Here is a 26,867-nt window from a genome sequence, read left to right as displayed (position 1 = left end):
TGGCATGTGTCCAGGCTCCTATCGCTTGTTCTTGCCAGTACGACGGCGACGAACAATAAGCTTGTCGCTCTCTTTGTTGGGACGCCGGGTGCGGCCTTCCCGCTTACCGTTCGGGTTGACGGGGTGACGTCCACCGGACGTCTTACCCTCGCCACCACCGTGCGGGTGGTCAACCGGGTTCATCGCGACACCACGGACGGTCGGGCGAACGCCCTTCCAGCGCATGCGGCCGGCCTTGCCCCAGTTGATGTTCGACTGCTCGGCGTTGCCGACCTCGCCGATCGTGGCGCGGCAGCGCGCGTCGACGTTGCGGATCTCACCGGACGGCAGGCGAAGCTGCGCGTACGGGCCATCCTTGGCGACGAGGCGAACGCTCGAGCCGGCTGAGCGGGCGAGCTTGGCGCCGCCGCCCGGCTTGAGCTCGATCGCGTGGATAACGGTACCGACCGGGATGTTGCGCAGCGGCAGGTTGTTCCCCGGCTTGATGTCTGCGCCGGCGCCCGACTCGATGATGTCGCCCTGGCTCAGCTTGTTCGGAGCGATGATGTAGCGCTTCGAGCCATCGACGAAGTGGAGCAACGCGATGCGAGCCGTGCGGTTGGGGTCGTACTCGATCTCGGCAACGCGGGCGTTGACGCCGTCCTTGTCATTGCGACGGAAGTCGATGACACGGTACTGGCGCTTGTGGCCACCACCGATGTGACGGGTCGTGATGCGACCTGCGTTGTTGCGGCCACCGGTCTTGGGCAGCGGACGAAGAAGCGACTTCTCCGGGGTCGAACGCGTGATCTCGGCGAAGTCTGCAACCGAAGAACCGCGACGACCTGGAGTCGTGGGCTTGTACTTACGAATAGCCATCTGTTTCTCTCCTCAGTATCTATCCAGCGCCGGCTAGCCGACGGCCGTGAAGATATCGATGGAACCGCTTTTGAGGGTCACGATCGCGCGCTTGGTGTCTTTGCGCTTTCCGAGACCGAACTTGGTGCGGCGGGTCTTGCCCTTTTTGTTGAGGGTGTTGATCGACGCGACCTCGACACTGAAGATCTTCTCGATCGCCAGCTTGATCTCGGTCTTGTTCGAGCGAGGGTCGACCAGGAAGGTGTACTTGCCCTGGTCGATCAGGCTGTAGCTCTTCTCAGAGACGACGGGCGACAGGATTACGTCGCGCGGGTCCTTATAAGTCGAGGTCGTCATGCTGAGGCCTTCTCCTTCTTGGCAGCGGCTCGCTCCGGGCTCACGCGCTTCTTGCTCACGGGCTCGTTCGCTTCGTCGGTGTCGACGACGGCGGTCTTCGTGGGGCCGGCGACGAAAGCGTCGAACGAACCCTTGGTGAAGACGATGTCATCGCTCACGAGCACGTCGTAGGCGTTGAGCTGGTCGTACGGCAGCACGTGCACGGACGGAATGTTGCGAACGCTCTTGTGGCTCACGACGTCGCCGCGCTCCAGGACGATGAGCACGTGCTTGCTGGTCGAGATCGACTCGAGCAGGGCCACGATCGTCTTGGTCGACGGCACGTCTCCCACGGAGAGCGAGTCGATGACGTGGATGCGTCCACCGCGAGCCCGGTCGGAGAGTGCACCGCGAAGGGCGGCGGCAATCATCTTCTTGGGGGTGCGCTGGGCGTAGTCGCGGGGGTGGGGTCCGTGGACGATTCCACCGCCGGTCATCTGGGGGGCGCGGATCGAGCCCTGACGAGCGCGACCGGTTCCCTTCTGCTTGAACGGCTTGCGACCGGCACCGGAAACTTCACCACGGCGGAGCGTGTTGTGCGTTCCCTGGCGAGCCGCGGCGCGCTGCGCAACGACCACCTGGTGGATCAGCGGGATGTTGGTCTGAACGTCGAAGGTCTCGGCGGGCAGTTCGACAGTGCCGACCTTCTTGCCCTTGGCGTCGAGAACGTCGAGCGTGTTGTTAGTGGCGCCAGCTTCGGTTGCCATGCGTTACGCCCCCTTCACTGCGTTGCGAACGAATACGATCCGGCCGCGAGCACCGGGAACGGCGCCCTTGACGAGGATCAGGTTCTTTTCGAGGTCTACCGAGTGAACGGTGAGGTTCATCGCGGTGACGCGGTCACCACCCATGCGACCGGCCATGCGCATTCCCTTGAACACGCGCGAAGGCGTGGAGGATGCACCGATCGAGCCGGGCTTGCGGTGGTTGCGGTGCGAGCCGTGGCTGGACGAGACGCCCTTGAAGTTGTGACGCTTCATGACTCCGGCGAAACCCTTGCCCTTGGAGGTACCGACGACGTCGACCTTCTGGCCGGCCTCGAAGATGTCGACCGCGATTTCCTGGCCGAGTGCGTACTCGGCGGCATCCGAGGTGCGAACCTCGGTGAGGTGGCGGCGAGGCGTGACGCCCGCCTTGTCGAAGTGACCGGTGGCCGGCTTGTTCACCTTGCGGGGGTCGATCTGGCCGTAGGCGATCTGCACGGCGCTGTAGCCGTCGATGTCCGGGGTGCGCAGCTGAGTGACGACGTTGGGGGTGATCTCAACGACGGTTACGGGGATGAGCTTGTTGTTCGCATCCCAGACCTGGGTCATGCCGAGCTTCTTGCCCAGCAGTCCCTTGCTTGTCTTAGTGGTTGCCATGGGGTGTCCTAGAGCTTGATCTCGATGTTGACGTCTGCAGGGAGGTCGAGTCGCATGAGCGAGTCGACGGCCTTCGGCGTCGGGTCAATGATGTCGATCAGGCGCTTGTGGGTGCGCTTCTCGAAGTGCTCGCGGCTGTCCTTGTACTTGTGAGGTGAACGGATCACGACGATCACGTTCTTCTCAGTCGGAAGCGGCACCGGGCCGACGACGGTCGCGCCGGCACGGGTAACCGTGTCGACGATCTTGCGCGCCGAGCTGTCGATGACCTCGTGGTCATACGACTTAAGTCGGATGCGGATCTTCTGTCCCGCCATGTGTGACTCATCTCTCTCTCATGCATCGTGGCCGCGCGTGAACGCTGCTATTGGATGCTCGGTTTGCTCAGGTTCGTGCCTTGGAGCTGCACGGCCGCTGTCGCACCACTGTTGTTGTGTCAATTACTGCTTGGGTTTTACCGACCCCCGCGGTCGGGCGTGTTGCCCCGTCCGGACACACGCGTCACCGCTTGCATCGTGGGTTTCGATTAAGTCGTGTTCTGCTACCCGCGGCCTAGGCGGTGGCGGTCGCTTTCTCAAGCGGGTGCCTCACACCTATGCACAACCTGGCAGTGATCCCAGCGCAGAAGCCGGAAATGTTGAACTAGAAGAGTTTGCCACACTGCGGGGCATTGCTGCAACCCGGGCGTGTCACGTTGGGCGTGTCGCGGCGCCGGTACCCGATCGGCGCCGCGTCTGGCAACCTTCTGGCCGGCCTAGCGGCGGCTCGCCGCCACCAGGGTGAGCACGCCGGCGGTGAAGATGATCGCCGCGGCGAGAAGGGCCTCCGGACCGCCGAACCAGCGCACGACGCCGGCGCCGATCGCGGCGCCGACCCCCATCGCGAGGATCGCACCGAGCCGTGGAAGCCAGTTCTTGCCCCTGCCTCCGCCGAGCCTGCTCTCCCTCGCGAAGTTCGCCACCGTGTTCGTCACCACGATCGTCGTGATCTCGCTGTTGCCGACCGGTTTCACAGCGGCGACCTGCGCGCCCATGACGGCGGCGAGAAGGGTCGTCACGGTGAGGAGCGCGGCCTGGGGCAGTGTACCCAGCACGAGCCAGAACACGGCTAGGCCGATGATGAGCACCACCCCTCCCCCGAGCACCCACATGCTCGACACCGGCAGCCCCTTCTGCGGGTTCTGTCCGATGGCTCGCCCGCCGATGGCGGATCCGAGCATGAATCCGAGCAGCGCGATCGCGTTGTTGAACAGGGGGATTCCCGGAACGCCGACGAGCGCGAATCCCAGGAACAACACGTTGCCGGTCATGTTGCCGGTGAACACGTGGTCGAGCGCGAGATAACTCACGGCATCGATCGCGCCCGTTGACGCGGTGAGGATCAGCAACCCGACCGCGTAGTGATGAACGGGGGCGAGTCGGGGCACTGTCATTCCCCACACGCTAGCGGATGATGAGACGCCGCGTTTCACTCCATACTCGACGACTCCGCGGCCGCGTGCTACTGGTTGCCGACGTGCTTGTCCGCGGTGTCCCGCGCCCCCTCGATCTGCTCCTCGAACTTTCCGCCCGTCACCCTGTTGGATCGGTCGCGCTCGGATCGGTCGCACCTGGCACGACGCTTTCAGACCACTGTGCCGCGGCCGTCGCGTATTCGCAGGGGCCCGCCAGTGCGACGGCTGTATGACTCGCCCACCGGCCGCCTGGCGCCGCGTGGCGCCCGCGTGGCGTGTTAACGACGAACGGCCGCACCCGAGGGTGCGGCCGTTCGTGTGAAACAGGTGCTACTTGAGGATCTTCACAACCGTGCCGGCGCCGACGGTGCGGCCACCCTCGCGAATAGCGAAGCGGAGGCCCTCCTCCATGGCGATCGGCTGGATGAGGTTGACCGTCATCTCGGTGGTGTCACCAGGCATGACCATCTCGGTGCCTTCCGGCAGGGAGATGACACCGGTGACGTCCGTGGTGCGGAAGTAGAACTGCGGGCGGTAGTTCGCGTAGAACGGGTTGTGACGGCCACCCTCATCCTTGGACAGGATGTAGGCGTTCGCCTCGAACTCGGTGTGCGGCGTGACCGAACCAGGCTTGACGACAACCTGGCCGCGTTCGACGTCCTCGCGCTTGGTGCCGCGGAGCAGGAGTCCGACGTTCTCTCCGGCGCGGGCATCTTCGAGGGTCTTGCGGAACATCTCGATGGCCGTGACGGTGGTCTTGGAGGACTTCTCCTTGATGCCGACGATCTCGACCTCGTCGTTCGGGTGGAGGATTCCACGCTCGACACGACCGGTGATGACGGTTCCACGACCGGTGATCGTGAAGACGTCCTCGACGGGCATGAGGAAGGGCTTCTCGGTCTCGCGCACGGGCTCAGGAACGAACTCGTCCACCTTGTCCATGAGGTCGGCAACGGTGGCGGCCCAGACCGGGTCGCCCTCGAGGGCCTTGAGCGCCGAGACGCGCACGACGGGAGCGGTGTCTCCGTCGAACTCCTGGCTCGAGAGCAGCTCGCGAACCTCGATCTCGACGAGCTCGAGGATCTCCTCGTCGTCGACGACGTCAGACTTGTTCAGCGCGACGACGATGTACGGCACGCCGACCTGGCGAGCGAGCAGCACGTGCTCACGCGTCTGGGGCATGGGGCCGTCGGTGGCCGCCACGACCAGGATCGCGCCGTCCATCTGCGCGGCACCCGTGATCATGTTCTTGATGTAGTCAGCGTGACCGGGGGCGTCTACGTGGGCGTAGTGGCGCTTCTCGGTCTGGTACTCAACGTGGGAGATGTTGATCGTGATTCCACGCTGCTTCTCCTCGGGGGAGTTGTCGATCTGGTCGAACGCGTAAGAAGCGTTCAACGTCGGGTACTTGTCGTGCAGCACCTTGGTAATTGCAGCCGTCAACGTGGTCTTACCGTGGTCGACGTGACCGATGGTACCGACGTTGACGTGTGGCTTAGTCCGCTCGAACTTTGCCTTCGCCAATGGGTCCTCCTCAGGACTTAGGTGTAGACGCTCACGATCGACGGTTTTCGACCGCTCGCGCTACGGGGTTGGGATGTTTTTATGTTACTCGGGAGAGTAAGTGCTACTCGCCCTTGTTCTTCTGGATGATCTCGTCGGCCACCGCGCGCGGCACCTCTGAGTAGCTGTCGAACGACATCGAATACACCGCGCGGCCAGAGGTCTTCGACCTCAGGTCGCCCACGTAGCCGAACATTTCCGACAGCGGGACATTGGCCCGAACGACCTTCACGCCCGTCGCGTCTTCCATGGACTGGATCTGCCCACGACGGGAGTTGAGGTCGCCGATAACGTCGCCCATGTATTCCTCAGGGGTACGCACTTCGACGGCCATCAGCGGCTCGAGGAGAACAGGGTCGGCCTTGCGGGCCGCTTCCTTGAACGCCATAGAACCGGCAATCTTGAACGCCATCTCGGAGGAGTCGACATCGTGCGACGCTCCGTCGAGAAGGATAGCCCGCACACCGACCATGGGATAACCAGCGAGCACGCCGACCTGCAGCGCGTCCTGGATTCCGTGGTCCACCGAGGGGATGTATTCGCGAGGGATACGTCCACCGGTGACCTTGTTGAGGAACTCGTAGCTCTTCTCCGCGGTCACCTCCATCGGCTCAAGCGAGATCTGGATCTTGGCGAACTGGCCAGAACCACCGGTCTGCTTCTTGTGGGTGAAGTCGTGCTTCTCCACGACGCGACGAATCGTCTCGCGGTAGGCAACCTGTGGCTTACCGACGTTGGCTTCGACACCGAACTCGCGCTTCATCCGGTCCACGAGGATGTCGAGGTGAAGCTCGCCCATTCCCTTGATCACGGTCTGGCCGGTGTCGATGTTCTGCTCGGTGCGGAAGGTCGGGTCCTCTTCAGCGAGCTTCTGGATCGCGAGACCCAGCTTCTCCTGGTCGGCCTTCGTCTTCGGCTCGATCGCGACCTCGATCACGGGCTCCGGGAACGTCATCGACTCGAGAACAACCTGGTTGTTCGGGTCGGTGAGCGTGTCACCCGTCGTCGTGTCCTTGAGGCCGATGACCGCGTAGATGTGACCGGCGGTGACGGAGTCGACCGGGTTCTCCTTGTTCGCGTGCATCTGGAAGATCTTGCCGATGCGCTCTTTCTTGCCCTTGGTGGCATTGACGAGCTGGGCACCGGAGTCGACGTGACCCGAGTAGACGCGGATGTAGGTGAGACGACCGAAGAACGGGTGAACCGCGACCTTGAATGCGAGAGCAGCGAACGGCTCGGTCGCATCCGGGTGACGCAGGATGACCTTCTCCTCGTCGCGCGGGTCGTGGGCCTCGATGGCCGGCACGTCGAGCGGGGTCGGCAGGTAGTCGATGACCGCATCGAGCATCGGCTGCACGCCGCGGTTCTTGAAGGCCGAACCACAGAGCACCGGGTAGATCTGGCTCGAGATGGTGAGTCCGCGGATGGCCTTCTTGATCTCGGCGACGCTGAAGTCCACGTCACCGTTCATGAAGCGCTCGAGGAGCGCGTCATCCGTCTCGGCGACGACCTCGATGAGGGCCGCACGGTACTCGTTGGCCTTCTCGACGAGGTCGGCCGGGATCGGCTCGATGTCGTACTTGGCGCCGAGCTCGACGTCACCCTTCGAGTCGCCACGCCAGGTGAGCGCGCGCATCTCGACGAGGTCGACGACACCCTCGAAGGTGTTCTCGAAGCCGATCGGGAGCTGGATCACGAGGGGCTTCGCGCCGAGGCGCTTGATGATCGTGTCGACCGTGTAGTAGAAGTCGGCGCCGAGCTTGTCCATCTTGTTGACGAAGCAGATGCGCGGCACGTCGTACTTGTCGGCCTGGCGCCAGACGGTCTCCGACTGGGGCTCAACGCCCTCCTTGCCGTCGAAGACGGCGACGGCACCATCGAGCACACGCAGCGAGCGCTCTACCTCGACGGTGAAGTCGACGTGGCCCGGGGTGTCGATGATGTTGATCTGGTGCTTGTTCCAGAAACACGTGGTGGCAGCCGAGGTGATCGTGATGCCACGTTCCTGCTCCTGAGCCATCCAGTCCATCGTGGCTGCACCATCGTGCACCTCACCGATCTTGTGGGTGATTCCGGTGTAGTACAGGATGCGCTCGGTGGTGGTGGTCTTGCCGGCATCGATGTGAGCCATGATGCCGATGTTGCGGACCTTGTTCAGGTCGGTGAGCACGTCTTGTGCCACGGAATGTCCTTACGAAAGTGGTGAGAAGAGGCAGTGGTCGCCGGCCGGACCGGTCGGGATCAGAACCCGACCGGGCCAGCCCGGCGGAAGTGATCTACCAGCGGTAGTGCGCGAAGGCCTTGTTAGCGTCGGCCATCTTGTGAGTGTCCTCGCGACGCTTTACCGCGGCACCGAGGCCGTTGGACGCGTCGAGGATCTCGTTGGTGAGACGCTCGGTCATGGTCTTCTCGCGACGAGCCTTGGCATAGGTGGTGAGCCAACGCAGGGCGAGGGTGTTGGCGCGGTGAGGCTTGACCTCGACCGGCACCTGGTACGTGGAGCCACCGACGCGGCGGCTCTTGACCTCGATCGTCGGGCGCACGTTGTCGAGCGCCTTCTTGAGCGTGACTACGGCATCCGCACCATTCTTGGTGGAGACCCCGGAGAGGGCGTCATAGACGATCTTCTCGGCGAGGCCCTTCTTGCCGTCAAGAAGGATCTTGTTGACGAGCTGGCTGACGATGGGTGCTCCATAGACCGGGTCCGCAACTACGGGACGCTTCGGTGCTGGTCCTTTACGAGGCATTTACTTCTTGTCCTTTTTCGCTCCGTAGAGGCTGCGAGCCTGCTTACGATTCTTCACGGCCTGGGTGTCGAGCGCGCCGCGCACGATCTTGTAGCGCACGCCGGGCAGGTCCTTCACACGACCGCCGCGAACGAGCACCATCGAGTGCTCCTGCAGGTTGTGGCCCTCACCGGGGATGTACGCGGTGACCTCGGTACCGTTTGACAGCTTGACACGAGCGACCTTGCGAAGAGCCGAGTTCGGCTTCTTGGGGGTGGTCGTGTAGACGCGGGTGCAAACGCCGCGCTGCTGGGGGTTGCCCTTGAGGGCGGGCGCCTTGGTCTTGACGACCTTGGGGCTGCGACCCTTGCGGACCAACTGCTGAATGGTGGGCACTACGTACTCCTTGTATTTACTGCACGGTGACAGTTAGTTCTTTAGCATTCGATCCGAGATGATGTGCGTTTCGGATCGTTGTGCACCACACGCGAACCTCACGGTTGAGAGATCCTGAGTGGTATGCCGTGGGGGCTGTTCCCTCGGGAACAAACCCAGCTGTGTGCCGGAGGCGAAACGCCCGAGGTGACACGCCAGAATTTCGGCGGGCACGGCTCAAGCGCACGACAGAGCGCACACCTCGTAAATACTAGCCCGGCGCACCGCCCCGGTCAAATGATCGCCACTCTCAGCCGCGGGCTCCGAACTTCGATTCGAGGTCGATCTGGTGAGCCGACGGCAGGGTGCGCGAAAAAGGCGCGAATCAAGCCTCGGCCTGATTCGCGCCTTTCGACGAGGTGGCGAGATTAGCCGCCGATGCCCTTGGCGAGCTCGGAGTCCACGTTCTCGAGGGCGCTTGCCGCCTTCGTGAGGAACTGCGACATTCCGTCGAGGCCGCTCACGGCATCCGTCGTGCCCTTGGTGAACTGCTCGTAGGAGGAGTGGAAGGCGCCAGAAGCCGCGTCCGTGACGAACCCGCCCTGAACGAGACCGTTGACGAGGGTCTGCAGTTCGTGCAGCTTCGACGTGATGTCGTCCTTGCCCGTGATGAGACGGTTCGCCGAGTCGGTCATCTCGCTGTAGGTGACGTTCATGTTTGCCATGAGGTACAACTCCTTTGGGTTAGAACAGGCCGACCCCCTGGCCAACCAACTACCGGTAAACCTACCGTCGCTGACGGAAACTCGTAAATGGGCAGGGGTACCCATGCCGTGGGGAGCCAGTGCTCTCCAGGGCCGCCGACACGGCGTCTCGGAGCCAAGCCAACGACGATCACGAGAATCCTTCGGCCGAACCGATCGACTCGCCCGAGCGCCAGAACTGCCGGCAGGTGACGACGGCAATCGCCACGAGCACGACCCGGATGCCCAGGGTCACGACGACGAAGGGAGGGATGCCCACGACGAGCGCCATGACGCTGGCCCCGATCAGGATGCCGCCCACCGTAGCCAGCCGCCCGTCGACTCGCCACCGGTAGCCGTACCAGCGCCGGAAGTCCCGTGCGGGATCGGGGTTCTGAAGTCGCGTGTCGGCCGCGGCCACAATCGCCAGGAAGTGCCGCTTCTTGACGAGGGAGACACCGAGCAGCGCGGCGAGCCCAGCCGCGAAAGCCCCGTCCATTCCGCTGAGAATGTAGATGTATTGGCGAGCATCCTCCTCGACGGATGTCGGCCAGCCGCCGACGGAATCCCATCCGCCAACGGAGTCCCATCCGCCCGCGGGTGAGGAAGTACCCGGGGAAGAGCAGGCGGCTCGCGACGAGCAGCAGCCCCGCCGGCACAGCGAGCACGACACCGCCCTGACTCACGGTGTCCTCGGCGAGAAACCGCCCGCCGCGGACCGTCGAGTCTGGGGGAGTGATCCGTGGTCGATCGGCACGCTGAAGCACCAGAACAGCACGTGCACGCTCGCCAGCCAGCGCGATGGCTGCGACCACGATGTCGAGCGAGAGAAGCACCGGGCCCGCGCGCTCCTCGATAGCTCAGATCACCGACTCGGCGACGCCCTCGACGTACCCCGACCGGGGCGAGGCGCAAGCGAGAGCAAGAGCGACGATCGCGAGTGCGCCGGCGATGAGGGCGAGCAGTCCGACCGCACCCGGCTCGACCGGGGACGATGTCGTCCTGACATCCGCGAGGGAGAGCGGAAGCAGCCCGGCAAGCCCGCCGGCGAGAAAGCCGAACCAGGACTCGATGCGCCACTGCACCGACGCGATGCGCCAGAATCGAAGCTCCCGCGCGCCGGCGGTTGACACACGCCCGCGGGCATACGCGAGTCGTTTGACCATGCTCACGACGAAGATGCCCCAGAACCCTGCCGCGACGAACCCGTAGAGCAGGCTGATCAGCCAGAGGTCGTCGGATGGGTCACTCCCCGCGCGAACGAACGCAACGGGAAGCGGCACGAGCAGCATCCACACGGTAAGCGGAAGAAGGGACCAGAGCATCACCGCCCACAGGGGAAGGGTTCGGATTCGCATCGTCGTCATGCCGGCTGTCCGCAGCGTGATCTCCCGGAACTCCCAGCGGGCCCGGCGAAACATCTCACCGAGGAACAGGGCACAGCCGGCGAACAGCAGGATCGAGGCGGGGATCGACGCCCGCGGGACTCGCTCGGCCACCGTCGGGAACATCGCGTCGATCGACTCACCGCGAAGGGCGACGTCGATCATCACCGCGAGAACAGCGATCGCCGCGGCGGCGAGAACACCACCAACGAGGAGGAACGGGAGCGGATTCGGCATCCGGCGCGGCGTCGTCTCGCGAGCCCGGACGGCCGTCTCAGTCCGCCCGCGTTTCGCCGCCTTCCGCGCAGGCGACTTTCCCCCGGCCGAGGCTCGCCGCCGACTGCTGTTCACTGCTCCCCCTTGGCTGACGCTTCTCCCGGAGACCAACGCACGGAGTCGATCATCGCATCGAAGAGCATCGCGACGAGTTCAGGATCGATGAGAACGGGAACGTCCGCGACCACATGCAGGAGAAATTCACCGCTCGGGACGCAGAGAAAATACTCGAGCTTGATGTCCGGGATCTCTTCGGCCCCCGGCTGCATCGTCGTTGCGCGGAAGGTGCGAATCGCGACTCCGGACTGCAGCTCGAGCAACTCTCCCCCTGGCAGGAGCGAGCCAAGTCGTTCTGCGACGGTGAGCCCTTCAGCCGCCTCTGGCCAGTCTCGGTAGTCAGACACCAACGAGGCGGGAAAGGGAAGCCCAGGGAGGATCTCGAGCGAAAGCGCGAGCTGTATCGCATTCGCCGCTTTCGCATCGGCAGCGAGTCCCCGAAGGCGGTCTTTCGCGTCACGGCGAAGTCGCGCGAGTCGATCGTCCCGGCCGACCTGACGCTTGATCAGCGCGGTGATCGCCTGCTCGGTTTGAGCTTCGCTGTCGAGAGGGATGTTGGCCCAGGTACCCGGGAAGACCATCGTCGGGCGAACGGCCGGACCGACCGCCGCTTCATCGAGAAGGCCAGTCATCGGGAGATCTCCTCCGTCGTGACGCGGAGGGTGTCGACGATCTGCTGGGTCTCGGCCCTCATGTCGCCGAAGGTTCCGAGATCGGAGACGGTGAACGTGAAGGTGACCATCTCGCTGCAGCCGGTGGGGAACACACCGAACATCGCGCGAAGCTCAATCCACCCCTCATCGGCTTCCAGAAGGCGGTATTCGATTCTGTGCAGGAGCCCGACAGTTCTGCCTGCGGGCGAATCGACCTGCCAGGTTTCCGCCGCGCGCGTTCGGGACCCCGGCGCGAGCCGCCGCACGCTGTCCGTAAGCATCGTTTCGAAGGAGTCGGGCGTATCGTCCGGCCCGAGTTCGACGCGGCTGGTCGTGAGGAGGCATCCGATGGTCAGGTAGAGCTCCGGGCGCAGCGAGACCGCGGCGGTGAGGAACGGATCATCCTGCGCCGTCAACTGTCGTCTCAGTTCCACAAGCTGATCGGCGAGATCCCCCACCTCGAGCGGAGCTTCGCTCATCGATGTCACGTCTTTGATTAACGGAGCCGCCCACTCGCTCGAGCTCTGTTCGGAGGATGCACCGAGTGGTATGGCGAAGTAGTCGCCAGGCACGTCGAAATCGTAGGAGAGCAGCTCTCGCGTTGCGATCGGACTCATCGAGGCAGCCCCGCGCCAACAGCATTTCGGATCACACTCTCGACAGAGTTGCTCGCGTCTTTGAGCACCGTATCGGGTTTGATCGTGAGCTGATGTTCGCCGTTACCGAGATAGTCGTCGGCCGTGTTGTAGAGCTTGTCGACCTTTCCGAGAACCGACCGACCGTCGAGCACCATCAGGCCGACCTTCGCCGCGGTGTTGTCCGCGATGCCGAGAACGCCCCCACTCAATTCCTTACTCAGCAGCTTGATTCCGAGCGGGTTGCGCAGGAAATCACCGCCCTCCTTCATAAATCCGCTTGCGTAGCGCTCGGTGAATTTCGTGCCGGTTCCGAGCTTCAGGCTGAAGGGGTTGCGCACCTCCTTCACCATGTTTCCGAGCTGCGGCGAGGTGAAGAATCCCTTGAGCTTGCCCGCCTTCATTGCGGTCTTGGTCTCGCCGAAGATGGTCTTGAACGCTCCGGATTTGAGGAAGTTGGATCCTTTCGTCATCACCTTGGTCGCCGCCTGCACCCGCACCAGTTTCGCAAGGTAGGCGGCGAATTTGCCACCGAATGCCGCGAGAACCACGCCGACGGCCGCGAAGAGAACGTCGCTGAAACTCCCCTCGCCGTTGACGAGCTTCACGATGGACTCGACGAGAGTGATGAGCGCGCCGAGGATGGCGAGGCCGACGAGAATCGCTCCGAGAATCGGAACCCAGGCGAGGAAGATGGCGAGGAAGCCGGCGATCTCGCAGATCACCTTGACCACGTCGAGCACCTTCGAGCCCCAGTCGTCCCACCATCCGTCGTTGAGGTCGTGACTCTTCGAGCCGTCGACGACCTCCTGGATGCCGGCGATCGCGACCGTGGCGGCATCGTTCTTCGATTCAAGAGCACTGTGCCAGGCCCGCTGTGCCGCCTCGAGATTGCCCCGGGCAGTCTGACTCGCGTGATCCGCTTGGTCCGCAGCCTTCTTCGCCTCGTCGGCATCCGAATCCGTTGCGGTCTGTACGCCGTCGTCCGCCGCGCGGGAGGCACGGGCGGCGGCACTCAACTCGCCTTCGCGCTGGTTGATCGCACTGATGGCCGTATTCGCGTCATCCTGCGCTGATTTCAGCGCGTAGGAGTAGGTGACGAGGGCGCTGGAGGTTCCGGCGTACCGATCGCGCGCCTTGTTGATGTCTTTCGCCACGCTGCCGATCTTGTCGCGCAGCGCATCGATCGCCTCGCTCTTCATCTCGCCAACCTCGGAGAGCTTGTTGAGGGTGTTGACCGAGCGGATGATCGCATTCGCGATTTCTCCGTACTGGCTTGCTTTCGAACGGAGAAGTGATTCGTTGCCGGAGAGCGGCTGATACTCGGTGTCTGACATCGCCATCTCCTACTTGGGTACCGCGCCGGGGTTGGACTTGCGGGTTTCGGCTGCGCCCTCTTCGAGAGCCTTCGCGAACCCGTCGTCTACCTTGGTGAATCCATCGGAGACGGCTTTGACCATCGACTGCAGCGCATCCACTTCTTCGACCATCTTTTCGCGCTTGTCGTTCCATTTGTCGGCGAAGTCTTCGACGTGGTGCCTGAGATCGTCATGGCCGGTGGCATCGGCCACGTCTTTGCTGAATTTGTCGGCGTTCGTGAATTCTCGCGAGATCGCGGCGAGGTCGTCAGCGAGTTGCTGAAGCAACCCGAGATCCAGTAGAAGATCAGCCATCCTCGTTCCCTCCCCAAGGTCGTGATGTGTACTCACAAACTATCGGCTGTTGCGAGCGACCGACATGGGGAGCGCTGCCCATGCCGGTCAGCCCTCCACCAGGGGCAGCTGCACGCGAGCCGCCTTGCCCTTCGCGATGTACATGCCGCGCCCCGGCGGAAACTCGGAGCGGTTGAGCCTGGGCAGGGCGGTCTTCAACAGGATGTCGCCCTCCACGGTCTCCGGCTGAAGCAGGAAGCCGCGGCGCGCGTTCTTGAATTCGCCCATCAGCGGCCAGGATGATCCCCAGGCCGACATCTCCGCCTCGGCGATCACGAGATGGTCGCTGCGCTTGGCGGCACGCGCGAGTTCCACGATCGCCGAGTCCGCGGGGGTCTGCAGGAAGTCGCCGATCGATTCGACCACGACCACGATGCGCCCCTCGGTGTCCTGGTCGGCGATGGCTGCGGTGAGGTCCTTGGCGAGCGCGGCGACAGCCTCCACCGTCGTGGCCGAGCCGACCCAGTCGATCGCCTGGGAGAGCGGCGAGCGGGCGTTGCCGAGGTAGTAGAGCCGGGCATCCGAATCGAAGCGGCGCATCGACAGGGCGAGCGAGTGCAGCGCCATGCTCCGACCGCTCGCGGGCGGACCGGCGAGCAGGAGGGTGCCGGCCGGATCGAAGCCGAGCGGCCCGAGGTCGACGTCGCCGATGCCGAGCACCGGCTGTGCGCCGACCACGACGGGCAGGGTCGTGATGGCGTACTCCTTGGGCAGCGCGCCGATCGGCGGCACCGTCGGCACGCCGGCCCTGGTCATCGCGTTGGCGAGGGCACGCGTCGCCGCGGCCTGCTCGGACACCGACGGGGACCCGCCGAGGATGGCGATCTGCGTCTCGAAGCCGTCCACGATCGCCCGACCGGGGGGCGACTTGGCACTGAGGATGTCGCTCGGCACATCGAGCATGCCGTAGCCGTCGTCGGCGAGACGGAGCACGACCTTGCGTTGGATGCTCGAGGAGATCGAGGCGGGAACGGCGCCCGCACGGTCCCCGGTGAGGGCGACGTGGATGCCGAGCTGCCGCCCGTCGCTCAGGATGTCCTTGAACACGTCATACCAGACCGAGCGGCCGGCCGGGATCTCGAAGTCGTTGCGGAAGTTGGGGAAACCGTCGACGAGCAGCAGGATGCGCGGCTCCTGCGGCCGCGCCGCAAGCTGCCGGTACTCGACGATGTTGGAGGCGTTGGCCTCCGCGAACCGCGGCCCGCGGCTCTCGAGCTCGTCCTTCAGCAGGCGGAACAGGCGGATGATGCGCTCGGAGTCGTCGCCGGCGATGATCGAGCCGACGTGCGGGAGCGCCTCGAGCATCCGCAGGCTACCGGAGCCGAAGTCGAGGCCGTACACCCGCACCGGGCCGCCCCGCGGGGTGATCGCCGCGGCCGCCGTCAGGCTGCGGAGCACCGCGCTCTTGCCCGATCCGCCGGTGCCGAAGATGGAGAGGTGGCCGTCGACGTCCGGGCGGAAGTAGACGGGCAGCTGTTGCTGGCGCTCCGCGATGTCCGAGACGCCGAGAAGCAGTTCGGTGTCGGTGCGCTGGGGCAACCGGCTGAGGTCATAGACGCTCGCGAGCTCGTCGAGCCATGGCCGACGCGGCGCCGGGATCGCGGCCCTGCCGGCCGCCTCGATGATCGACCCGACCAGCCTCTGCTGGTCGGTCGGACCGAGGTCGGTCGCCTCCTCGACCCGGGCAGACGCCAGGTCCTCCCAGCGGTTCTCACCGCCGAAACGCAGTTCGGCCACCTCGATGTCGGCGACCTCCGGTTCGAGGCTCGTCCAGCCTCCCGCGTAGCCGGACTGGAACTGGGCGAGTCTGCCGGGTCCGGTCTTGGCGACGCCGCGGCCCGGGATCGCCGGGTCGAAGTGGGCGGCGTCCTTGATGCCCACGACATCCTGGCTGTCCGACTCATCCGCCATGCGCAGGGCGATGCGCAGGTTGGTGTTGGCCCGCAGGTTGTCCTTGATCACGCCGGCCGGCCGCTGGGTGGCCATGATCAGGTGGATGCCGAGCGAGCGACCGCGCTGGGCGATGTCGACGACCCCGTCCACGAATTCCGGCACCTCGCCCACCAGCGCCGCGAACTCGTCGATGACGAGAACGAGGGCGGGCGGGCTGTCCGGGTCGCCGCGCTTCTCGAGCTCGAGCAGGTCCTTGGCCTTCTTGCGGTTGAGCAGGTGCTCCCGGTGGTGCAGCTCGGCGCGCAGGCTCGTGAGGGCCCGGCGCACGAGGTGGGGGCTGAGGTCGGTGACGAGTCCGACGCAGTGCGGCAGGGTGACGCAGTCGGCGAAGGCCGAGCCGCCCTTGTAGTCGACGAAGAGGAAGGTGACGCGGTCCGGGCTGTACTCGGCGGCCATGCCGAGCACCCAGGCCTGCAGGAACTCGCTCTTGCCGGCGCCGGTCGTGCCGCCGACCAGGGCGTGCGGGCCCTGCCCACGCAGGTCGAGGTGGATCGGGTCGATTCCGGCCGAGCCGACGAGCGCCCTCAGCTTTCCCGCCCGGCGCGGCTTGTGCGGCGCCCCCGGCGTTCTGTCGTGCACGGAGGCGTTCTGCCGCCAGCGGTCGATCACGGCGTCGCTCGACTCGACGAGATCGTGACCGAGGAGCGCCACCATGGAGACGGATCGGGGCAGGTCGCTCGAGTCGGCCACGAGTGCGCCCGCGTCGATCACGGGCGCGAGCCGTCGGGCGAACTCGAGCGCGCGCACGGAGTCCACCTGCTCGGTCTGCACCTCGGTGATGGTCTCGCCGAGCCGCACGAGTCCGACCGTGCCGGTGGCTGCGTCGTCGTGGAGTTCGAGATAGGTGCGGCACACCGCCGGGAGGGCCGGAACGTCGGGCGAGACCCAGATCGGATACACGCCGGCATCCGCTGCCTGCTCGGCGAGTTGCACGAGCCGTGCCCGGTCGAGGGCCACGTCGTCGCTGATCACGAGCAGGACCGCCGGCACCGGCGACGCGGTTCCGGCGGTGGACGAGGATGCTCCGACCTCCGCGCCGCGCTCGAGCGCCGCGCCGTCCTGCTGCATCGCTCCGCGCCGCTGCGCCTCCTTGCCGCCCAGCCGAGAGGCGACGAGTCCCTCGAGCGCGGACAGGAGCTGGGAGCCGCTCGCCGCGCTGTCGGCCAGGTGGCTCGTCTCGATCGGACTGTGCGGGGACGACGTGTGCGGCATCCACTTGAGCCACTCGAGCTCGCGCGACCAGCGCGGGCTCACGAGGGCGGCAACCACGAGCTCGGACGGGGAGTGCAGGGCGGTCGCCTGCACGAGGATCGAGTTGAGCGAGCCGGTGCTCGCGCCGGGGGATCCGGCGATGCCGAGGGCCCCGGAATCGAACAGGTTGTCGATGATCGGCACGCCGGCGATCGTGCGATTCTGCTCGACCACCACATCCAGTCTCTGCTGGAACTCGGGCAGGATCTCGCCCCGCCGTGACGTGGCGACGACGTTGCGCGACGCCATCGTTCCGATGCCGAGGCGCACATTGAGGAACGACCAGTGCTCGGGCCGGCGGGTCCAGAGCAGCGGACCACGGCGCACCGCGTGCTCGTAGGAGTCGCTCGTGGAGGGCGACTCGTTGATGCGCAGCTCCAGTTCGCGCACCCGCTCCTCGTCGAGCTGGTCGGTGAGCGAGGCGAGATGCACGTCGAACTTGCCGATCGCCTTCTTCAGCCGCCGTTTCTCGCGGGTCTTGCCGGTGACGAAGTTGCCGATCATCATGATCGGCGACATGGCCACGAAGAGCAGTGAGGACGGCAGCTTGGTGATGTAGAACATCGCCCCGCCCATGAGGATCGGGGCGATCATGGCGAGCAGCGGAAACGGCTGCGCGTCCTTCTCGGCCGGCACCTCGGGGGCCGCGAACTCCTGGCCGGCGTAGCGCTTCTCCACCTTGGGCGAGCGGTTGAAGAAGATCGGGCCGGCCTTGGGTGCCACCCCGGCGAGGGCGGCGGCGTCCGCGACGGCAATGCGAACCTCGGAGTCGCCGATCAGCAGGTTCTCGGACTTCTCCACCCTGAGCCGCGTGACGATGCCGCCGTCGACGACCACTCCGTTCGCCGAACCGAGATCCACGACCTCGACGATCGACGAGACCTCGAAGCGAACGTGGCGTTTCGACACGAGCGGGTCGGCGAGCACGATGTCGCAGCCCGCCTCGCGGCCGAGCACGCTCGAACCGGGCGTGAGGGCGAACTCCTTGCCGGCATCAGGACCGCTCAGCACCGTGAGGGTCGCCACCGTCGGCGCCTTGCCCGCCCCGGCGGACACGAAGTAGGTGCCGGCGTCGGCGATGCTCACCGTGGCGCCGCTGCCGATCCAGGCCTCGCCGAGCGGGGCATCCGGCGGCAGCAACAGAGGCTCCGTCTGGCCGGGCAGGGTCGCGCGCAGGGTGAGGATGCGCCGGGGGTCCACGGCGCCGGTCGACTTGGGGTCGAGGCGCGCGATCGTGGCCGCGACATCGGAGATGCTCGCCGCGGCATCGGCGGTGACCACGATGTCGTCCGCCGCCCCCGACGGCCTGAGCAGTGTCAGCTTGAGACGCACGTGATTCCTCCCCCGGAGCGACGTGAGAAAAGTTCTGCCCACCGTCGCGCACCCAGTATAGGAGAGCGCTAGTCCCGCTCCTCGCGGTCGCGATCGTCGCGGTCCTCCCACGGCCAGCGCGGCGTTCGACTGGCCCCGCCGCTCTGCCGGTAGGACATGAGGATGAGGTAGAGCAGCGCGACGAGCGCCGCCAGCAGGCCGACGGCGACCGCGAACGGGCCGAGCGCGTTCGCGGCGAGAAACAGGATGCCGCGCAGCGGCCGGCCGGACCCGAGCGAGTAGATGGTGGCCCCCGACACGAGAAACGCGAGGTAGACCACCGCGCCGATCACCAGTGCCCGGGCGACGCCGATCCCTCGTCGCCTGGGACTCGTGGCGGCCGCGATCAGCTGCGCGAAGAACGCCGCCGTCGCGACCACGAACATGATGGGCGCGACGAGCGGGCCGGCATCCGTCTCGGTGAGCACCTCGCGGTCGGCGAAGAGACTGATCAGACCGCTCGCGGCGATCGCCAGGGCGGCGAACAGCACGCTCGCGAAGATCGCGACGGTGCTCGCGTACCGGCGGTCTGCTGCCATGACGCTTGTCTAGACGTACGCGTCGCGCGTGCCGTTCGCTGCGTCGTACTCTGCACGACGCTCGGCCGACTCGCGGTCGAATGCCGCGCGCGACTCGACGTTGCGCACCTTGACGCGGCGTCCGCGGGCGCTGATGCCCGCGCCGACCCAGAGCGTGACCTCGCGGGCGAGGAGCGCTGCGGCGATCACGAGCGGGTTGGTGAGCGCCTGGCCGAAGAGGCGGGTGGCGCCAGACGGCGTCTCCAGCACGATTCCGCCCACCAGCAGTCCGGTCGCGACCGTGCCGAAGTAGACGAGGAGCCCGACGAAGAGGCTGCCCAGGATGTAAGCCCACCAGTTGGCGCGGTTGGCGAGGATGGCCAGGATGATGAACCCGAGCAGGAAGAACAGCGCAGGCACGTAGAACTCGAACGCGCCGACGAAGTTGAACGACGACGCCCCGGTGCGGGCGGTCTCGATGAGCGCGACGATGAGCGCGTACAGCGCGGCGAAGACGACGGTGGACAGCAGCCCGATGAGCACGCCGAAGCCACGGTTGCCCTTTTTGCGCGGCGCGACCGGGGCGGTCACGTAGATGGTCTGCGCCGGGGGCGTTGACACGACCGCGGTCGGCTCGGGCGCCACGGCGGTGACGGGCTCGGCGGCCACGGGCTCCTCGGCGACGGGCTCGGCCAGCACCTCCGCAGGCATCTCGCTCACGTGGCTCGTGGCGCGCACGGGCTCCACGAGCGGCTCGGGCTGCGGGTCGATCGTGTCTTCCTGCTCCACGACGTCCTCTTCCGGAACGACGATTTCTTCGTCCGGTGCAGCGATGTGCCGGTTCTCAACGCCCTCGGGCGCCGGTGTCTCGTTGCTCATGGTGTCGCTCCTAACGGGCCGCTAGGCCATCCCTAACGGTCACGTCAGCCTAGCAATGCTCGCGCGGTCGGCATAGGATGGCGCACCCGGCGCCGCGTATTGCGGCGCCGTGGTGCTCTACTTGACCGCCACCACGGCCGCCGGTGCTGTCGGCAGAGCGTAGACGTATCCGCTGATGTCCCCCGTGAACACACCGCCGGCGCTTGAGACTTCGAGCGTCGAAACCAGGAACAGGCGAGGACCGGCCTGCATCGCGCCGGCGAATGCCATCACGTGGTCGTAGGTTCCCGTGACAGAGACCCGGATCGGGATAACGGCAAGGCTGCTCGTGGGAGCCGCAGGCACGACCGGGGCTGCTGCCGCACCGGAAGAGGCGACGGAAGCACTCGGGCTCGGGGTGGGCGTCGCGGCTCCCGCCGCGGGCGCGGCCGGCGTTGCAGCGACCGGGGCGACATATGCCGTCACCCCGCTCACCTCCACGCTCGTCAGCGTGATCCCCTGCGCATCGCCGTAAGCCTTGATCGTGCGGAGGAAAACCGGCATGTCTGCGCCCGCCGGCATCGATGCTCGCAGAGCGTCGAGCTTCGACTGCGTCTCTCCGATGTTGTCGAATTGCTTCTTGAGCGCGACCAGTTTCGTCGCATTCGTGTCGTTTATCGATGCGACACTGGCTCGCTCGTCGTCCGCCGTTGCCACCTGGCCGAGGATCGGCGAGACGCCGACGACCCAGCCGAGTACGACCACGACGGCGATTGCCCCGATGATGCCTAGTGTGAGAAGTCGATCGCGGTTCATTTCGTGGTTCCCTTGTCGGCGGTGAAGCGCTTCGCGAGTACGTCGGTATTGACGAGCAGGTCGACCTCGACCGTGTAGTGATTCGACTCCGTCACGAGGGTGACGCTCCCCGGCATAGCTGCGACGAATCCCTTCACCTTCGCGAGATTGTCGAGCCAATCAGAGATCGGCTGCTGCGGGCTGTCCGCCGTGATCTTGACATCGGCGATGTGTTTCGGCGCGAGTGGGTCGGTCGCGGCAGTCGCACCGGCTTTGGGATCGACGAGTTGCGCCGTGAACGCGGTGATCGATGTCCCCGACGGGAGCGTCGCCTTGATTGACTCGAGGTAGGGAGCCCAGAGAATCTCGTTGCCCGCGGCGAGAGGCTGAGCGGCGACAATTTGGTCGACCTGACTCTGGAGCTTGGTCACGTCGGCAAATTTTGCCCGGGAGGCGGCGAGTAGCGCACTGCGCGACTGCTCGCTCGCGAGTTGGGCGTTTGCCGTGGCCAGCGTGAACGTCACTCCCACCGTCGCGAGGATTGCCAGCGCGACCGCGACCGCGAGCCCCACCAGCAACCGCCGGCGAAGGGCTCGCGCCTTGTGGCCCTCCTGCACCTCTCGTGGGAGAAGCCGCACTCGAGGAATTCCGCCCAGGACCAGCGAACTGTCGACGGATGCCCGCCCGAGGCTGATGGCGCTCATGCTGCTGTCCCGAGGGCGAGACCGATGGCTACTGACATTGAGGAGTCGACACCCTTTTCCTTGATCGCCTTGTTGGCCTGGCGACCGATCGCGATGTTCCTGTATGGGTCGCCGGCCGTCACGGGCAGGCGGGTGTACTCCGAAACTGCCGCTCCGAAGCCGCCGAGGGAGGCACCGCCGCCCGAAAGCACGACCCGTCCGATCGAATTGCTCGTTCCGGTGACCGAAAAGAAGGTCAGGGTGTTTCGAAGGCTCGTGATGAGCTCCCCGGTCAGTTCGAAAATGATGCCGACCGCGGCCTGCTCTTCCGGCGTCGTCGGTGCGTTGGAGAGCCCGAGGGAGCGTTTGGTGTTCTCGGCGATCTCCAGCGACACGCCCATGCGGGTGGCAAGTGCCTGAGTGAGGTCGTCGCCGCCCGCCGGAATGATCCGCACGAACCTCGGTACCCCATCGGACGAGACCACCACCGTGGTCGTCGTCGCGCCCACGTCGATCATCGCGGCAGTTCCGGCGGATTGCTCTCCTCGCAACAGGATGCGGCTGAGCGCGAAGGGAACCAGGTCGACGGCGACGGGATTGAGCCCGGCAAGCTGCACGGCTTTCACGTTGCCGAGCACGGCATCCTTGAGCGCAGCGACCAGAAGTCCGTTGACGACAGGTCCGCTGGCGTCGACCCCCTCGCTGATCGGGTAGAAGTCGAGAAGCGCGTCTTCGGTCGGAAAGGGGAGCATGTCCTGCACGTGAAACGGCAGGGACTCCCGTATCCGGTTGAGCGGCGCCTTGGGCACGGTCAGGTCGCGAGCCAGAACCCGCGAGTTACCGATTCCGAGCACGACGTTCTTCGACGTGAACCCGCCCGCCGACCACAGCTGCTTGAGCACGGTGGCCACCGTCGCCGGCTCCACCACCTCGCCGCGAATCACGGCACCGTGCGGCAGTGCCATCGAGTGATAGCGGATGAGCTCGGGGCGCGCCTTCGACGGCCCACCCATCTCCGCTGCGCGCATTCCGTTTGCGCTGATGTCTAGTCCAACAATTGATTTGGCCATGTTTCCCCCTGGTTACTGCGTTTGCTACGCGACCGTGAGGTCGAAGAATGAAAGATAGCTTGCAAAGACGGCGTTGCCGACGACGATTCCGACCCACGCCCCCGCGAGCATCCATGGTCCGAACGGGATCCCGCTCTTTCGGCCCGCCCGCTTTGTTGCCAGAAGCACGATCGAGAAGATTCCGGCGAGCAGGAACGCGCCGAATGATCCCACGGCGACGGCCCCCCATCCGGCCCAACCGAGGTAGATCCCCAAGACCCCCGCCAGCTTCACGTCTCCGAGGCCCATGCCTCCCGGGTAGACGAGAGCCATCGCCAGGTAGATGGCAAAGAGTCCTGCCATCGCAATGGCGCTTGCCAGCAGCGGCCCATAGTTGCCGGACAGGATGCTCGCCGCGGTGAACAGCGCACCGCTGACCCCATAGGCGGGCACGACGATCACGTTCGGAAGCTTGTGCACGTCGAGGTCGATCAGCGCCAGCGCGATGGTGATCGCGGCCAGGTAGAGGAACGAGACCATGACCAGCACTGCCGCGACGGCGCCAGCGGATGTCGTGGCCGCGAAACAGGCGGGGGCGAAGCCGAGCGCCACCAGTGCAAACGAGACGGAGGTAGCCAGTTCCACCAGCGGATAGCGCGCCGAGATCGGCGCCGCGCAGTTGCGGCACTTGCCACGGAGAAGGATCCACGACAGCACCGGGATGTTGTCCCAGGGCTTGATCTCGGTGTCGCAGTGCGGGCAGGCGCTCGGCGGAGAAACGATTGACTTGCCGATCGGCACTCTGTAGACGACGACGTTGAGGAAGGATCCGAGAAGCAGCCCGAGCACGGCCGCGAGCACAACGGTGACGGCGATCACTTGCTGTACTCCTTGTAGCCGCTCACGTCGGAGCCGCTGTCGGAGGCGGGTGCGTTCCACTTCTGCTCGAGACCGCCGTTGCAGGTCGCGACAATCATCTTCGACCAATTACCGCTGGTGTAAGTATCAGTCGAATCGACAGCGAGGCACCGGCCCCGGTTGTCTGTGAATAGGTAGCTGGCCGAATAGTCACCCGTGTTCTGAAACCGCGTCCATATCTGAGCGGTGGCTATGCTTGCGTTGCACGAAGTGAACGTGACGTACTTACCGTGGGCGTTGGGAGCCGTGAGGCAGTACTTCTTTGTGGTGTCGTTGTATTGGTTCACGTAGATGGGTTGGTTTGCGACAGAAGTGCTCGGAGCGGTCGGTTCGGTGTAGTACCACTTGTGGTTCCAGTCCAACTTTCCCGTTAAGGTCGGATCCTGTTTGCAGGGGTAGGAGATCATGAACGACGAAGTGATGACCGTGTCGGTGACGTCTGCACACCTACCGAACTCCTTGTAGTTGACGATCTGATGTGTGGCGTAACTCGCGGCTCCTGCTCCCACCGCGGTCGTGGGGGCGAATCCGCCGCCCGATCCGGCGGTGACGTTTAGCAGTGATCCTGCCGCCGGAGTGCCCGCGTTGAGGAAGAAGTTTGAGTAGTCGGTGTTGCCGGCGTTCTGGCCCTGCCAGGTGTTCGAGCCGACCCAGCTCCACAGCTGGCTCCATCGGGTCGCGTCCGAGCGGCAGACCGCGAGTACAGCGTTTCCGGCGACCGCGGACGTCGACGTGGCGTTGATCGGGCTGGTGATGCACAGGGGCGTGGCCGGTGAAACCATGGTGCTGGCGAGCTTGATCTCGTAGTCGTCGGCGTAGACCCACAGCTGCTTCACGTCCTGTGCAGAGGTGCAGTTGGCCGCCGATTTGAATACGACCGTGGAACCGACTGTGGCCGAGCTGGCCTCGAGGCAGAAGCCGAGGACGTAATCCCAGATGCGGCCGCCCGGCACGTTGACGTTGGACACCTTGAACTTGTACACCGCCGAGATGTAGCGATTGCCGTAGTTGACATCGGCCTTGCCGGGCACGCCCGCTCCGACGCCGTCGGCAAGGGCGAGGGCGTAGAGCGGCTGGGTTGTGCCCGCGAGCACGGTGCCACTGCAGTCCATATCGTTCGCGTCCTGCCACACGGTGTTTTTGCCGGTGGGATCCACCATGAAATATTTCATGGTGACGGAGTACGTGGAAGCAGCGTCGTTGCCATCGACCTTGCCGGCAACCGAGCACGGCAGTTTCGCCCGGATGCCCGTGGTCGTACCTGTGGCGACATCCGTCTGTGCCAGGGACCGCACGACGCCGAGCGCGGCCTGGGCTCCCGCTTGGGCGGCGTAGATGGTGCGAGTGTTCTTCTGCGCAATGAACACCGGCGTCGCCTGGGACAGGATCACGCTGAGCAACACCACCGACAGGCCCGCCGCCAGAAGCATGAAGAGAATCGCGGTCAGGAGTGCGACGCCTTCCTCCCCGTCCGCACGCACGCTGCGGCGAACAGCTGTCGTGCGCCAGGTCTTGAGGGCGGAGAGGAGAGTGATCATGGTCGGTAGGCTCCGAACGTGCACACGGGTGTGAGGGGATCGTGGCTTCGAGACTTGTCTGACGTGTTGCGGGCGACAAAGGTCGTCGACATCGAGGCTCCCGCTTTCTGGGCATCCGTGCCCGGATTGAGAGTAATCAGGAGTTGCTGGCTAGGCGTGTCTGTGCCGTTCGCCTGGATCAACTGGAATGGGTGGGTCGCGTCGCCATCATTGGCGACGTCGGTGAGTTTCGGAGACCATGCCGTGGCGGTTGTCGGGTCGCTCTCATTCCACTGGCGTGACTCGAGCCGCGAGTCCGCTACGGAGAAACGCCACTGGTAGCAGATGGCCTGCAGCCCGCCGGCCGTGCTCGCTGCGGGCACCCTGAATTCGACGTAGCGATTGCCCGACGTGCCGACTCCGGGGTAGTTGATCGAGTCCGAGTACCGCACCTGGCGGTCAAGGCTTCCGAAGACGACCAGGGTGCTGTTTGTCGACTGGCCCACCAGTTGGGTGCGCACGGCGCTTCGCGAAATGGCCACGATAGAGGTGAGAATGACGGCGACGAAGATGGTGAAGATCGCCATCGCCACCATGAGCTCCACCAGGCTGAAGCCGGCATCGGCGTCGCGAATCGAGGCAGCCCGTGGCGATCGCTCAACCATTGGTCTTCCATTCCAGGTCGGAGTGAGAGTCGATCAGGGTGGAGATCGTGTACACGCAGGAGCCGGCGACGGCGCATCCCTGTCCGGCGGTCCATCCCACGATCACGATCACTCGGGTCAATGGCGTGTAGCCGGCCGGGGTTACGGGCGCGTAGGTAGCCGAATCGACCTTGGCGCAGTCTCCGCCGGCCGTCTGGCCGCCGTTGGTACCGAGCTTCTCGAAGCAGGTACCGATGATTGTCGTGACCGTGTATAGCGTGCCGTTCTGGGTCACCGGAGGGTCAAGGGTGATCGGTACGGCCTGGGTGCCGGGCAACGTAGGCGTGTGGTCGTATTCCTGGTAGGTCTTGCTTACGCCGCTCGTGCCGGCATTGACGCTGAAACTGTCGGCGACCAACGCCAGGGATCTGCCGCTGAACAGACTGGTTGCAGGGATTGCAGGGAGTCCGTTAGCCTTCTCCATCGCCGCGTTCGCGACGGTCACGGCGATCGCTCGACGTTGTTGCGAGACGGAGCCGATCGTGGAAGTGATCGCCAGTCCGATCGCGGCAGTTGCGACGATGCCCATGATCGCGATGGCGACAATGACCTCAACAAGGGTCATGCCACTCGAGTCCGCGGTGAGGCGGGCGAGTCGACGTCGGATCTTGTTCATGGCACCTCCTTCGGGATGATCAGCAACGATGCGATACAAGCTGGTGCGAGAACGATGCGGAACATGGACTGGGCCATGTTCCGCATCGTTCTGTGAGCGGGGAGAGAGTTACGGAGTGAATTTTCCGAGACCGCCGTTAGCGCTGTCGTAGGCCTGTGATCCGGGGTTGATGTTCGTATTGGACCCAACGATTGTGTAGGACGACCCAGCAGGGGTTCCGCCCACGGTGACCGTAATCGTGTTGCCGCTGCTGACCTTGAAATTAATGCTGCCTCCGGCCACACCACCAGCAGTGGTTCCATTGGTGTTTACGACGGCGACTGTGTCTCCCGGGAATCCGGTGAACGATCCGCTGTTGCTGGTGCCGAAGGTCTCGACGACCACAGCAGCGTTCTTGATGTCGGAAGCCACGGAGGCCTTCCAGGCGCTCTGGCGCTGGTTGAGGAACACCGGGATGGCGAT

28 protein-coding genes are annotated in these 26,867 nt (G+C 65.1%); all 28 read right to left on the bottom strand.

The annotated features are described in order from the left end of the window. Window positions 1-18 precede the first annotated feature (18 nt). Entirely contained in the window at window positions 19-858 is an 840-nt protein-coding gene (rplB, locus tag VIM54_RS12625; RefSeq protein WP_331901804.1) for a 50S ribosomal protein L2, read from the bottom strand. A 33-nt stretch (window positions 859-891) separates the two neighbouring features. Further along, window positions 892-1,194, bottom strand: coding sequence for a 50S ribosomal protein L23 (gene rplW / locus VIM54_RS12620; protein WP_147783475.1), 303 nt, complete (start codon window positions 1,192-1,194; stop codon window positions 892-894). After that, entirely contained in the window at window positions 1,191-1,940 is a 750-nt protein-coding gene (gene rplD / locus VIM54_RS12615) for a 50S ribosomal protein L4 (RefSeq protein WP_331901801.1), read from the bottom strand. Before rplD ends, rplW begins: the two co-directional genes overlap by 4 nt. Before the next feature lie 3 nt (window positions 1,941-1,943). Next, window positions 1,944-2,594: a 50S ribosomal protein L3 gene (gene rplC / locus VIM54_RS12610; protein ID WP_331901800.1), complete on the bottom strand. Its 651-nt coding sequence runs from the start codon at window positions 2,592-2,594 to the stop codon at window positions 1,944-1,946. An 8-nt stretch (window positions 2,595-2,602) separates the two neighbouring features. Next, window positions 2,603-2,911, bottom strand: coding sequence for a 30S ribosomal protein S10 (rpsJ, locus tag VIM54_RS12605; RefSeq protein WP_147783478.1), 309 nt, complete (start codon window positions 2,909-2,911; stop codon window positions 2,603-2,605). A gap of 437 nt (window positions 2,912-3,348) precedes the next feature. Next, window positions 3,349-4,026 carry a YoaK family protein gene (locus tag VIM54_RS12600; protein WP_331901798.1) on the bottom strand — a complete coding sequence of 226 codons (678 nt, stop codon included), beginning with the start codon at window positions 4,024-4,026 and terminating at the stop codon, window positions 3,349-3,351. Window positions 4,027-4,377: 351 nt separating this feature from the next. Further along, entirely contained in the window at window positions 4,378-5,571 is a 1,194-nt protein-coding gene (gene tuf, locus VIM54_RS12595) for an elongation factor Tu (RefSeq protein ID WP_331901797.1), read from the bottom strand. 103 nt (window positions 5,572-5,674) lie between these two features. Beyond that, window positions 5,675-7,792 (bottom strand): elongation factor G, encoded by a 2,118-nt coding sequence (fusA, locus tag VIM54_RS12590; protein WP_331901796.1) that lies wholly within the window; start codon window positions 7,790-7,792, stop codon window positions 5,675-5,677. 94 nt (window positions 7,793-7,886) lie between these two features. Beyond that, on the bottom strand, window positions 7,887-8,357 hold the full coding sequence (rpsG, locus tag VIM54_RS12585) for a 30S ribosomal protein S7 (protein ID WP_147783482.1): 471 nt from the start codon (window positions 8,355-8,357) through the stop codon (window positions 7,887-7,889). Then, window positions 8,358-8,732, bottom strand: coding sequence for a 30S ribosomal protein S12 (rpsL, locus tag VIM54_RS12580; RefSeq protein ID WP_147783483.1), 375 nt, complete (start codon window positions 8,730-8,732; stop codon window positions 8,358-8,360). A gap of 407 nt (window positions 8,733-9,139) precedes the next feature. Beyond that, window positions 9,140-9,436 (bottom strand): WXG100 family type VII secretion target, encoded by a 297-nt coding sequence (locus VIM54_RS12575; protein ID WP_331901792.1) that lies wholly within the window; start codon window positions 9,434-9,436, stop codon window positions 9,140-9,142. Between the two features lie 169 nt (window positions 9,437-9,605). Beyond that, the gene (locus VIM54_RS12570) at window positions 9,606-9,953 is read right to left on the bottom strand and encodes a hypothetical protein (protein WP_331901790.1); all 348 of its coding nucleotides are present in this window, start codon (window positions 9,951-9,953) and stop codon (window positions 9,606-9,608) included. A gap of 361 nt (window positions 9,954-10,314) precedes the next feature. Next, window positions 10,315-11,076: a hypothetical protein gene (locus VIM54_RS12565; RefSeq protein ID WP_331901788.1), complete on the bottom strand. Its 762-nt coding sequence runs from the start codon at window positions 11,074-11,076 to the stop codon at window positions 10,315-10,317. 110 nt (window positions 11,077-11,186) lie between these two features. Beyond that, window positions 11,187-11,804: a hypothetical protein gene (locus VIM54_RS12560; RefSeq protein ID WP_331901786.1), complete on the bottom strand. Its 618-nt coding sequence runs from the start codon at window positions 11,802-11,804 to the stop codon at window positions 11,187-11,189. Next, on the bottom strand, window positions 11,801-12,283 hold the full coding sequence (locus VIM54_RS12555) for a hypothetical protein (protein ID WP_331901784.1): 483 nt from the start codon (window positions 12,281-12,283) through the stop codon (window positions 11,801-11,803). Before VIM54_RS12555 ends, VIM54_RS12560 begins: the two co-directional genes overlap by 4 nt. Window positions 12,284-12,438: 155 nt before the next feature. Further along, complete coding sequence (locus VIM54_RS12550; protein WP_331901783.1) at window positions 12,439-13,797, bottom strand: putative T7SS-secreted protein; 1,359 nt, start codon at window positions 13,795-13,797, stop codon at window positions 12,439-12,441. Window positions 13,798-13,806: 9 nt separating this feature from the next. Beyond that, window positions 13,807-14,133: a hypothetical protein gene (locus VIM54_RS12545; RefSeq protein ID WP_331901781.1), complete on the bottom strand. Its 327-nt coding sequence runs from the start codon at window positions 14,131-14,133 to the stop codon at window positions 13,807-13,809. A gap of 87 nt (window positions 14,134-14,220) precedes the next feature. After that, a complete protein-coding gene (locus VIM54_RS12540) occupies window positions 14,221-18,708 on the bottom strand; it encodes an FtsK/SpoIIIE domain-containing protein (RefSeq protein ID WP_331901780.1) in 4,488 nt (1,495 codons plus the stop codon). A gap of 68 nt (window positions 18,709-18,776) precedes the next feature. After that, window positions 18,777-19,286 carry a DUF6121 family protein gene (locus VIM54_RS12535; RefSeq protein WP_331901779.1) on the bottom strand — a complete coding sequence of 170 codons (510 nt, stop codon included), beginning with the start codon at window positions 19,284-19,286 and terminating at the stop codon, window positions 18,777-18,779. A gap of 9 nt (window positions 19,287-19,295) precedes the next feature. Continuing rightward, complete coding sequence (locus VIM54_RS12530; RefSeq protein ID WP_331901777.1) at window positions 19,296-20,144, bottom strand: hypothetical protein; 849 nt, start codon at window positions 20,142-20,144, stop codon at window positions 19,296-19,298. A 117-nt stretch (window positions 20,145-20,261) separates the two neighbouring features. After that, window positions 20,262-20,939 carry a hypothetical protein gene (locus VIM54_RS12525; RefSeq protein WP_331901776.1) on the bottom strand — a complete coding sequence of 226 codons (678 nt, stop codon included), beginning with the start codon at window positions 20,937-20,939 and terminating at the stop codon, window positions 20,262-20,264. Next, window positions 20,936-21,622 (bottom strand): hypothetical protein, encoded by a 687-nt coding sequence (locus tag VIM54_RS12520; RefSeq protein WP_331901775.1) that lies wholly within the window; start codon window positions 21,620-21,622, stop codon window positions 20,936-20,938. The genes VIM54_RS12525 and VIM54_RS12520 overlap by 4 nt, the downstream gene beginning before the upstream one ends. Further along, a complete protein-coding gene (gene pilM / locus VIM54_RS12515) occupies window positions 21,619-22,671 on the bottom strand; it encodes a type IV pilus assembly protein PilM (protein ID WP_331901773.1) in 1,053 nt (350 codons plus the stop codon). Before pilM ends, VIM54_RS12520 begins: the two co-directional genes overlap by 4 nt. Window positions 22,672-22,695: 24 nt before the next feature. Beyond that, a complete protein-coding gene (locus VIM54_RS12510; RefSeq protein ID WP_331901771.1) occupies window positions 22,696-23,529 on the bottom strand; it encodes a prepilin peptidase in 834 nt (277 codons plus the stop codon). Next, entirely contained in the window at window positions 23,526-25,106 is a 1,581-nt protein-coding gene (locus VIM54_RS12505) for an RICIN domain-containing protein (RefSeq protein ID WP_331901769.1), read from the bottom strand. The genes VIM54_RS12510 and VIM54_RS12505 overlap by 4 nt, the downstream gene beginning before the upstream one ends. Beyond that, window positions 25,103-25,750 (bottom strand): prepilin-type N-terminal cleavage/methylation domain-containing protein, encoded by a 648-nt coding sequence (locus VIM54_RS12500; RefSeq protein WP_331901767.1) that lies wholly within the window; start codon window positions 25,748-25,750, stop codon window positions 25,103-25,105. Before VIM54_RS12500 ends, VIM54_RS12505 begins: the two co-directional genes overlap by 4 nt. After that, window positions 25,743-26,405 (bottom strand): type II secretion system protein, encoded by a 663-nt coding sequence (locus tag VIM54_RS12495; protein ID WP_331901765.1) that lies wholly within the window; start codon window positions 26,403-26,405, stop codon window positions 25,743-25,745. The genes VIM54_RS12500 and VIM54_RS12495 overlap by 8 nt, the downstream gene beginning before the upstream one ends. A 108-nt stretch (window positions 26,406-26,513) precedes the next feature. After that, window positions 26,514-26,867, bottom strand: a 354-nt coding sequence (locus VIM54_RS12490; RefSeq protein ID WP_331901763.1) for a hypothetical protein, incomplete at its 5' end; no start/stop codon positions are given.

It is taken from the genome of Lacisediminihabitans sp. (assembly GCF_036569425.1).
Taxonomy (GTDB): Bacteria; Actinomycetota; Actinomycetes; order Actinomycetales; family Microbacteriaceae; genus Lacisediminihabitans.
The sequence above is the reverse complement of the archived record's forward strand: the minus strand, read 5'-3'. Positions and strand labels throughout refer to the sequence as shown.

What these genes read in the sequence shown, in the direction of transcription:
- VIM54_RS12550 (WP_331901783.1), bottom strand. Translation starts at nt 13,797, where the DNA reads ATGTCAGACACCGAGTATCAGCCGCTCTCCGGCAACGAATCACTTCTC.
- VIM54_RS12535 (WP_331901779.1), bottom strand. Translation starts at nt 19,286, where the DNA reads ATGGCAGCAGACCGCCGGTACGCGAGCACCGTCGCGATCTTCGCGAGC.
- VIM54_RS12600 (WP_331901798.1), bottom strand. Translation starts at nt 4,026, where the DNA reads ATGACAGTGCCCCGACTCGCCCCCGTTCATCACTACGCGGTCGGGTTG.
- VIM54_RS12505 (WP_331901769.1), bottom strand. Translation starts at nt 25,106, where the DNA reads ATGATCACTCTCCTCTCCGCCCTCAAGACCTGGCGCACGACAGCTGTT.
- VIM54_RS12530 (WP_331901777.1), bottom strand. Translation starts at nt 20,144, where the DNA reads ATGAGCAACGAGACACCGGCGCCCGAGGGCGTTGAGAACCGGCACATC.
- VIM54_RS12575 (WP_331901792.1), bottom strand. Translation starts at nt 9,436, where the DNA reads ATGGCAAACATGAACGTCACCTACAGCGAGATGACCGACTCGGCGAAC.
- VIM54_RS12525 (WP_331901776.1), bottom strand. Translation starts at nt 20,939, where the DNA reads ATGAACCGCGATCGACTTCTCACACTAGGCATCATCGGGGCAATCGCC.
- VIM54_RS12495 (WP_331901765.1), bottom strand. Translation starts at nt 26,405, where the DNA reads ATGAACAAGATCCGACGTCGACTCGCCCGCCTCACCGCGGACTCGAGT.
- rplC (WP_331901800.1), bottom strand. Translation starts at nt 2,594, where the DNA reads ATGGCAACCACTAAGACAAGCAAGGGACTGCTGGGCAAGAAGCTCGGC.
- rplW (WP_147783475.1), bottom strand. Translation starts at nt 1,194, where the DNA reads ATGACGACCTCGACTTATAAGGACCCGCGCGACGTAATCCTGTCGCCC.
- VIM54_RS12500 (WP_331901767.1), bottom strand. Translation starts at nt 25,750, where the DNA reads ATGGTTGAGCGATCGCCACGGGCTGCCTCGATTCGCGACGCCGATGCC.
- VIM54_RS12565 (WP_331901788.1), bottom strand. Translation starts at nt 11,076, where the DNA reads ATGCCGAATCCGCTCCCGTTCCTCCTCGTTGGTGGTGTTCTCGCCGCC.
- rpsG (WP_147783482.1), bottom strand. Translation starts at nt 8,357, where the DNA reads ATGCCTCGTAAAGGACCAGCACCGAAGCGTCCCGTAGTTGCGGACCCG.
- VIM54_RS12570 (WP_331901790.1), bottom strand. Translation starts at nt 9,953, where the DNA reads ATGGACGGGGCTTTCGCGGCTGGGCTCGCCGCGCTGCTCGGTGTCTCC.
- VIM54_RS12560 (WP_331901786.1), bottom strand. Translation starts at nt 11,804, where the DNA reads ATGACTGGCCTTCTCGATGAAGCGGCGGTCGGTCCGGCCGTTCGCCCG.
- pilM (WP_331901773.1), bottom strand. Translation starts at nt 22,671, where the DNA reads ATGGCCAAATCAATTGTTGGACTAGACATCAGCGCAAACGGAATGCGC.
- rplD (WP_331901801.1), bottom strand. Translation starts at nt 1,940, where the DNA reads ATGGCAACCGAAGCTGGCGCCACTAACAACACGCTCGACGTTCTCGAC.
- rpsJ (WP_147783478.1), bottom strand. Translation starts at nt 2,911, where the DNA reads ATGGCGGGACAGAAGATCCGCATCCGACTTAAGTCGTATGACCACGAG.
- VIM54_RS12520 (WP_331901775.1), bottom strand. Translation starts at nt 21,622, where the DNA reads ATGAGCGCCATCAGCCTCGGGCGGGCATCCGTCGACAGTTCGCTGGTC.
- rplB (WP_331901804.1), bottom strand. Translation starts at nt 858, where the DNA reads ATGGCTATTCGTAAGTACAAGCCCACGACTCCAGGTCGTCGCGGTTCT.
- VIM54_RS12545 (WP_331901781.1), bottom strand. Translation starts at nt 14,133, where the DNA reads ATGGCTGATCTTCTACTGGATCTCGGGTTGCTTCAGCAACTCGCTGAC.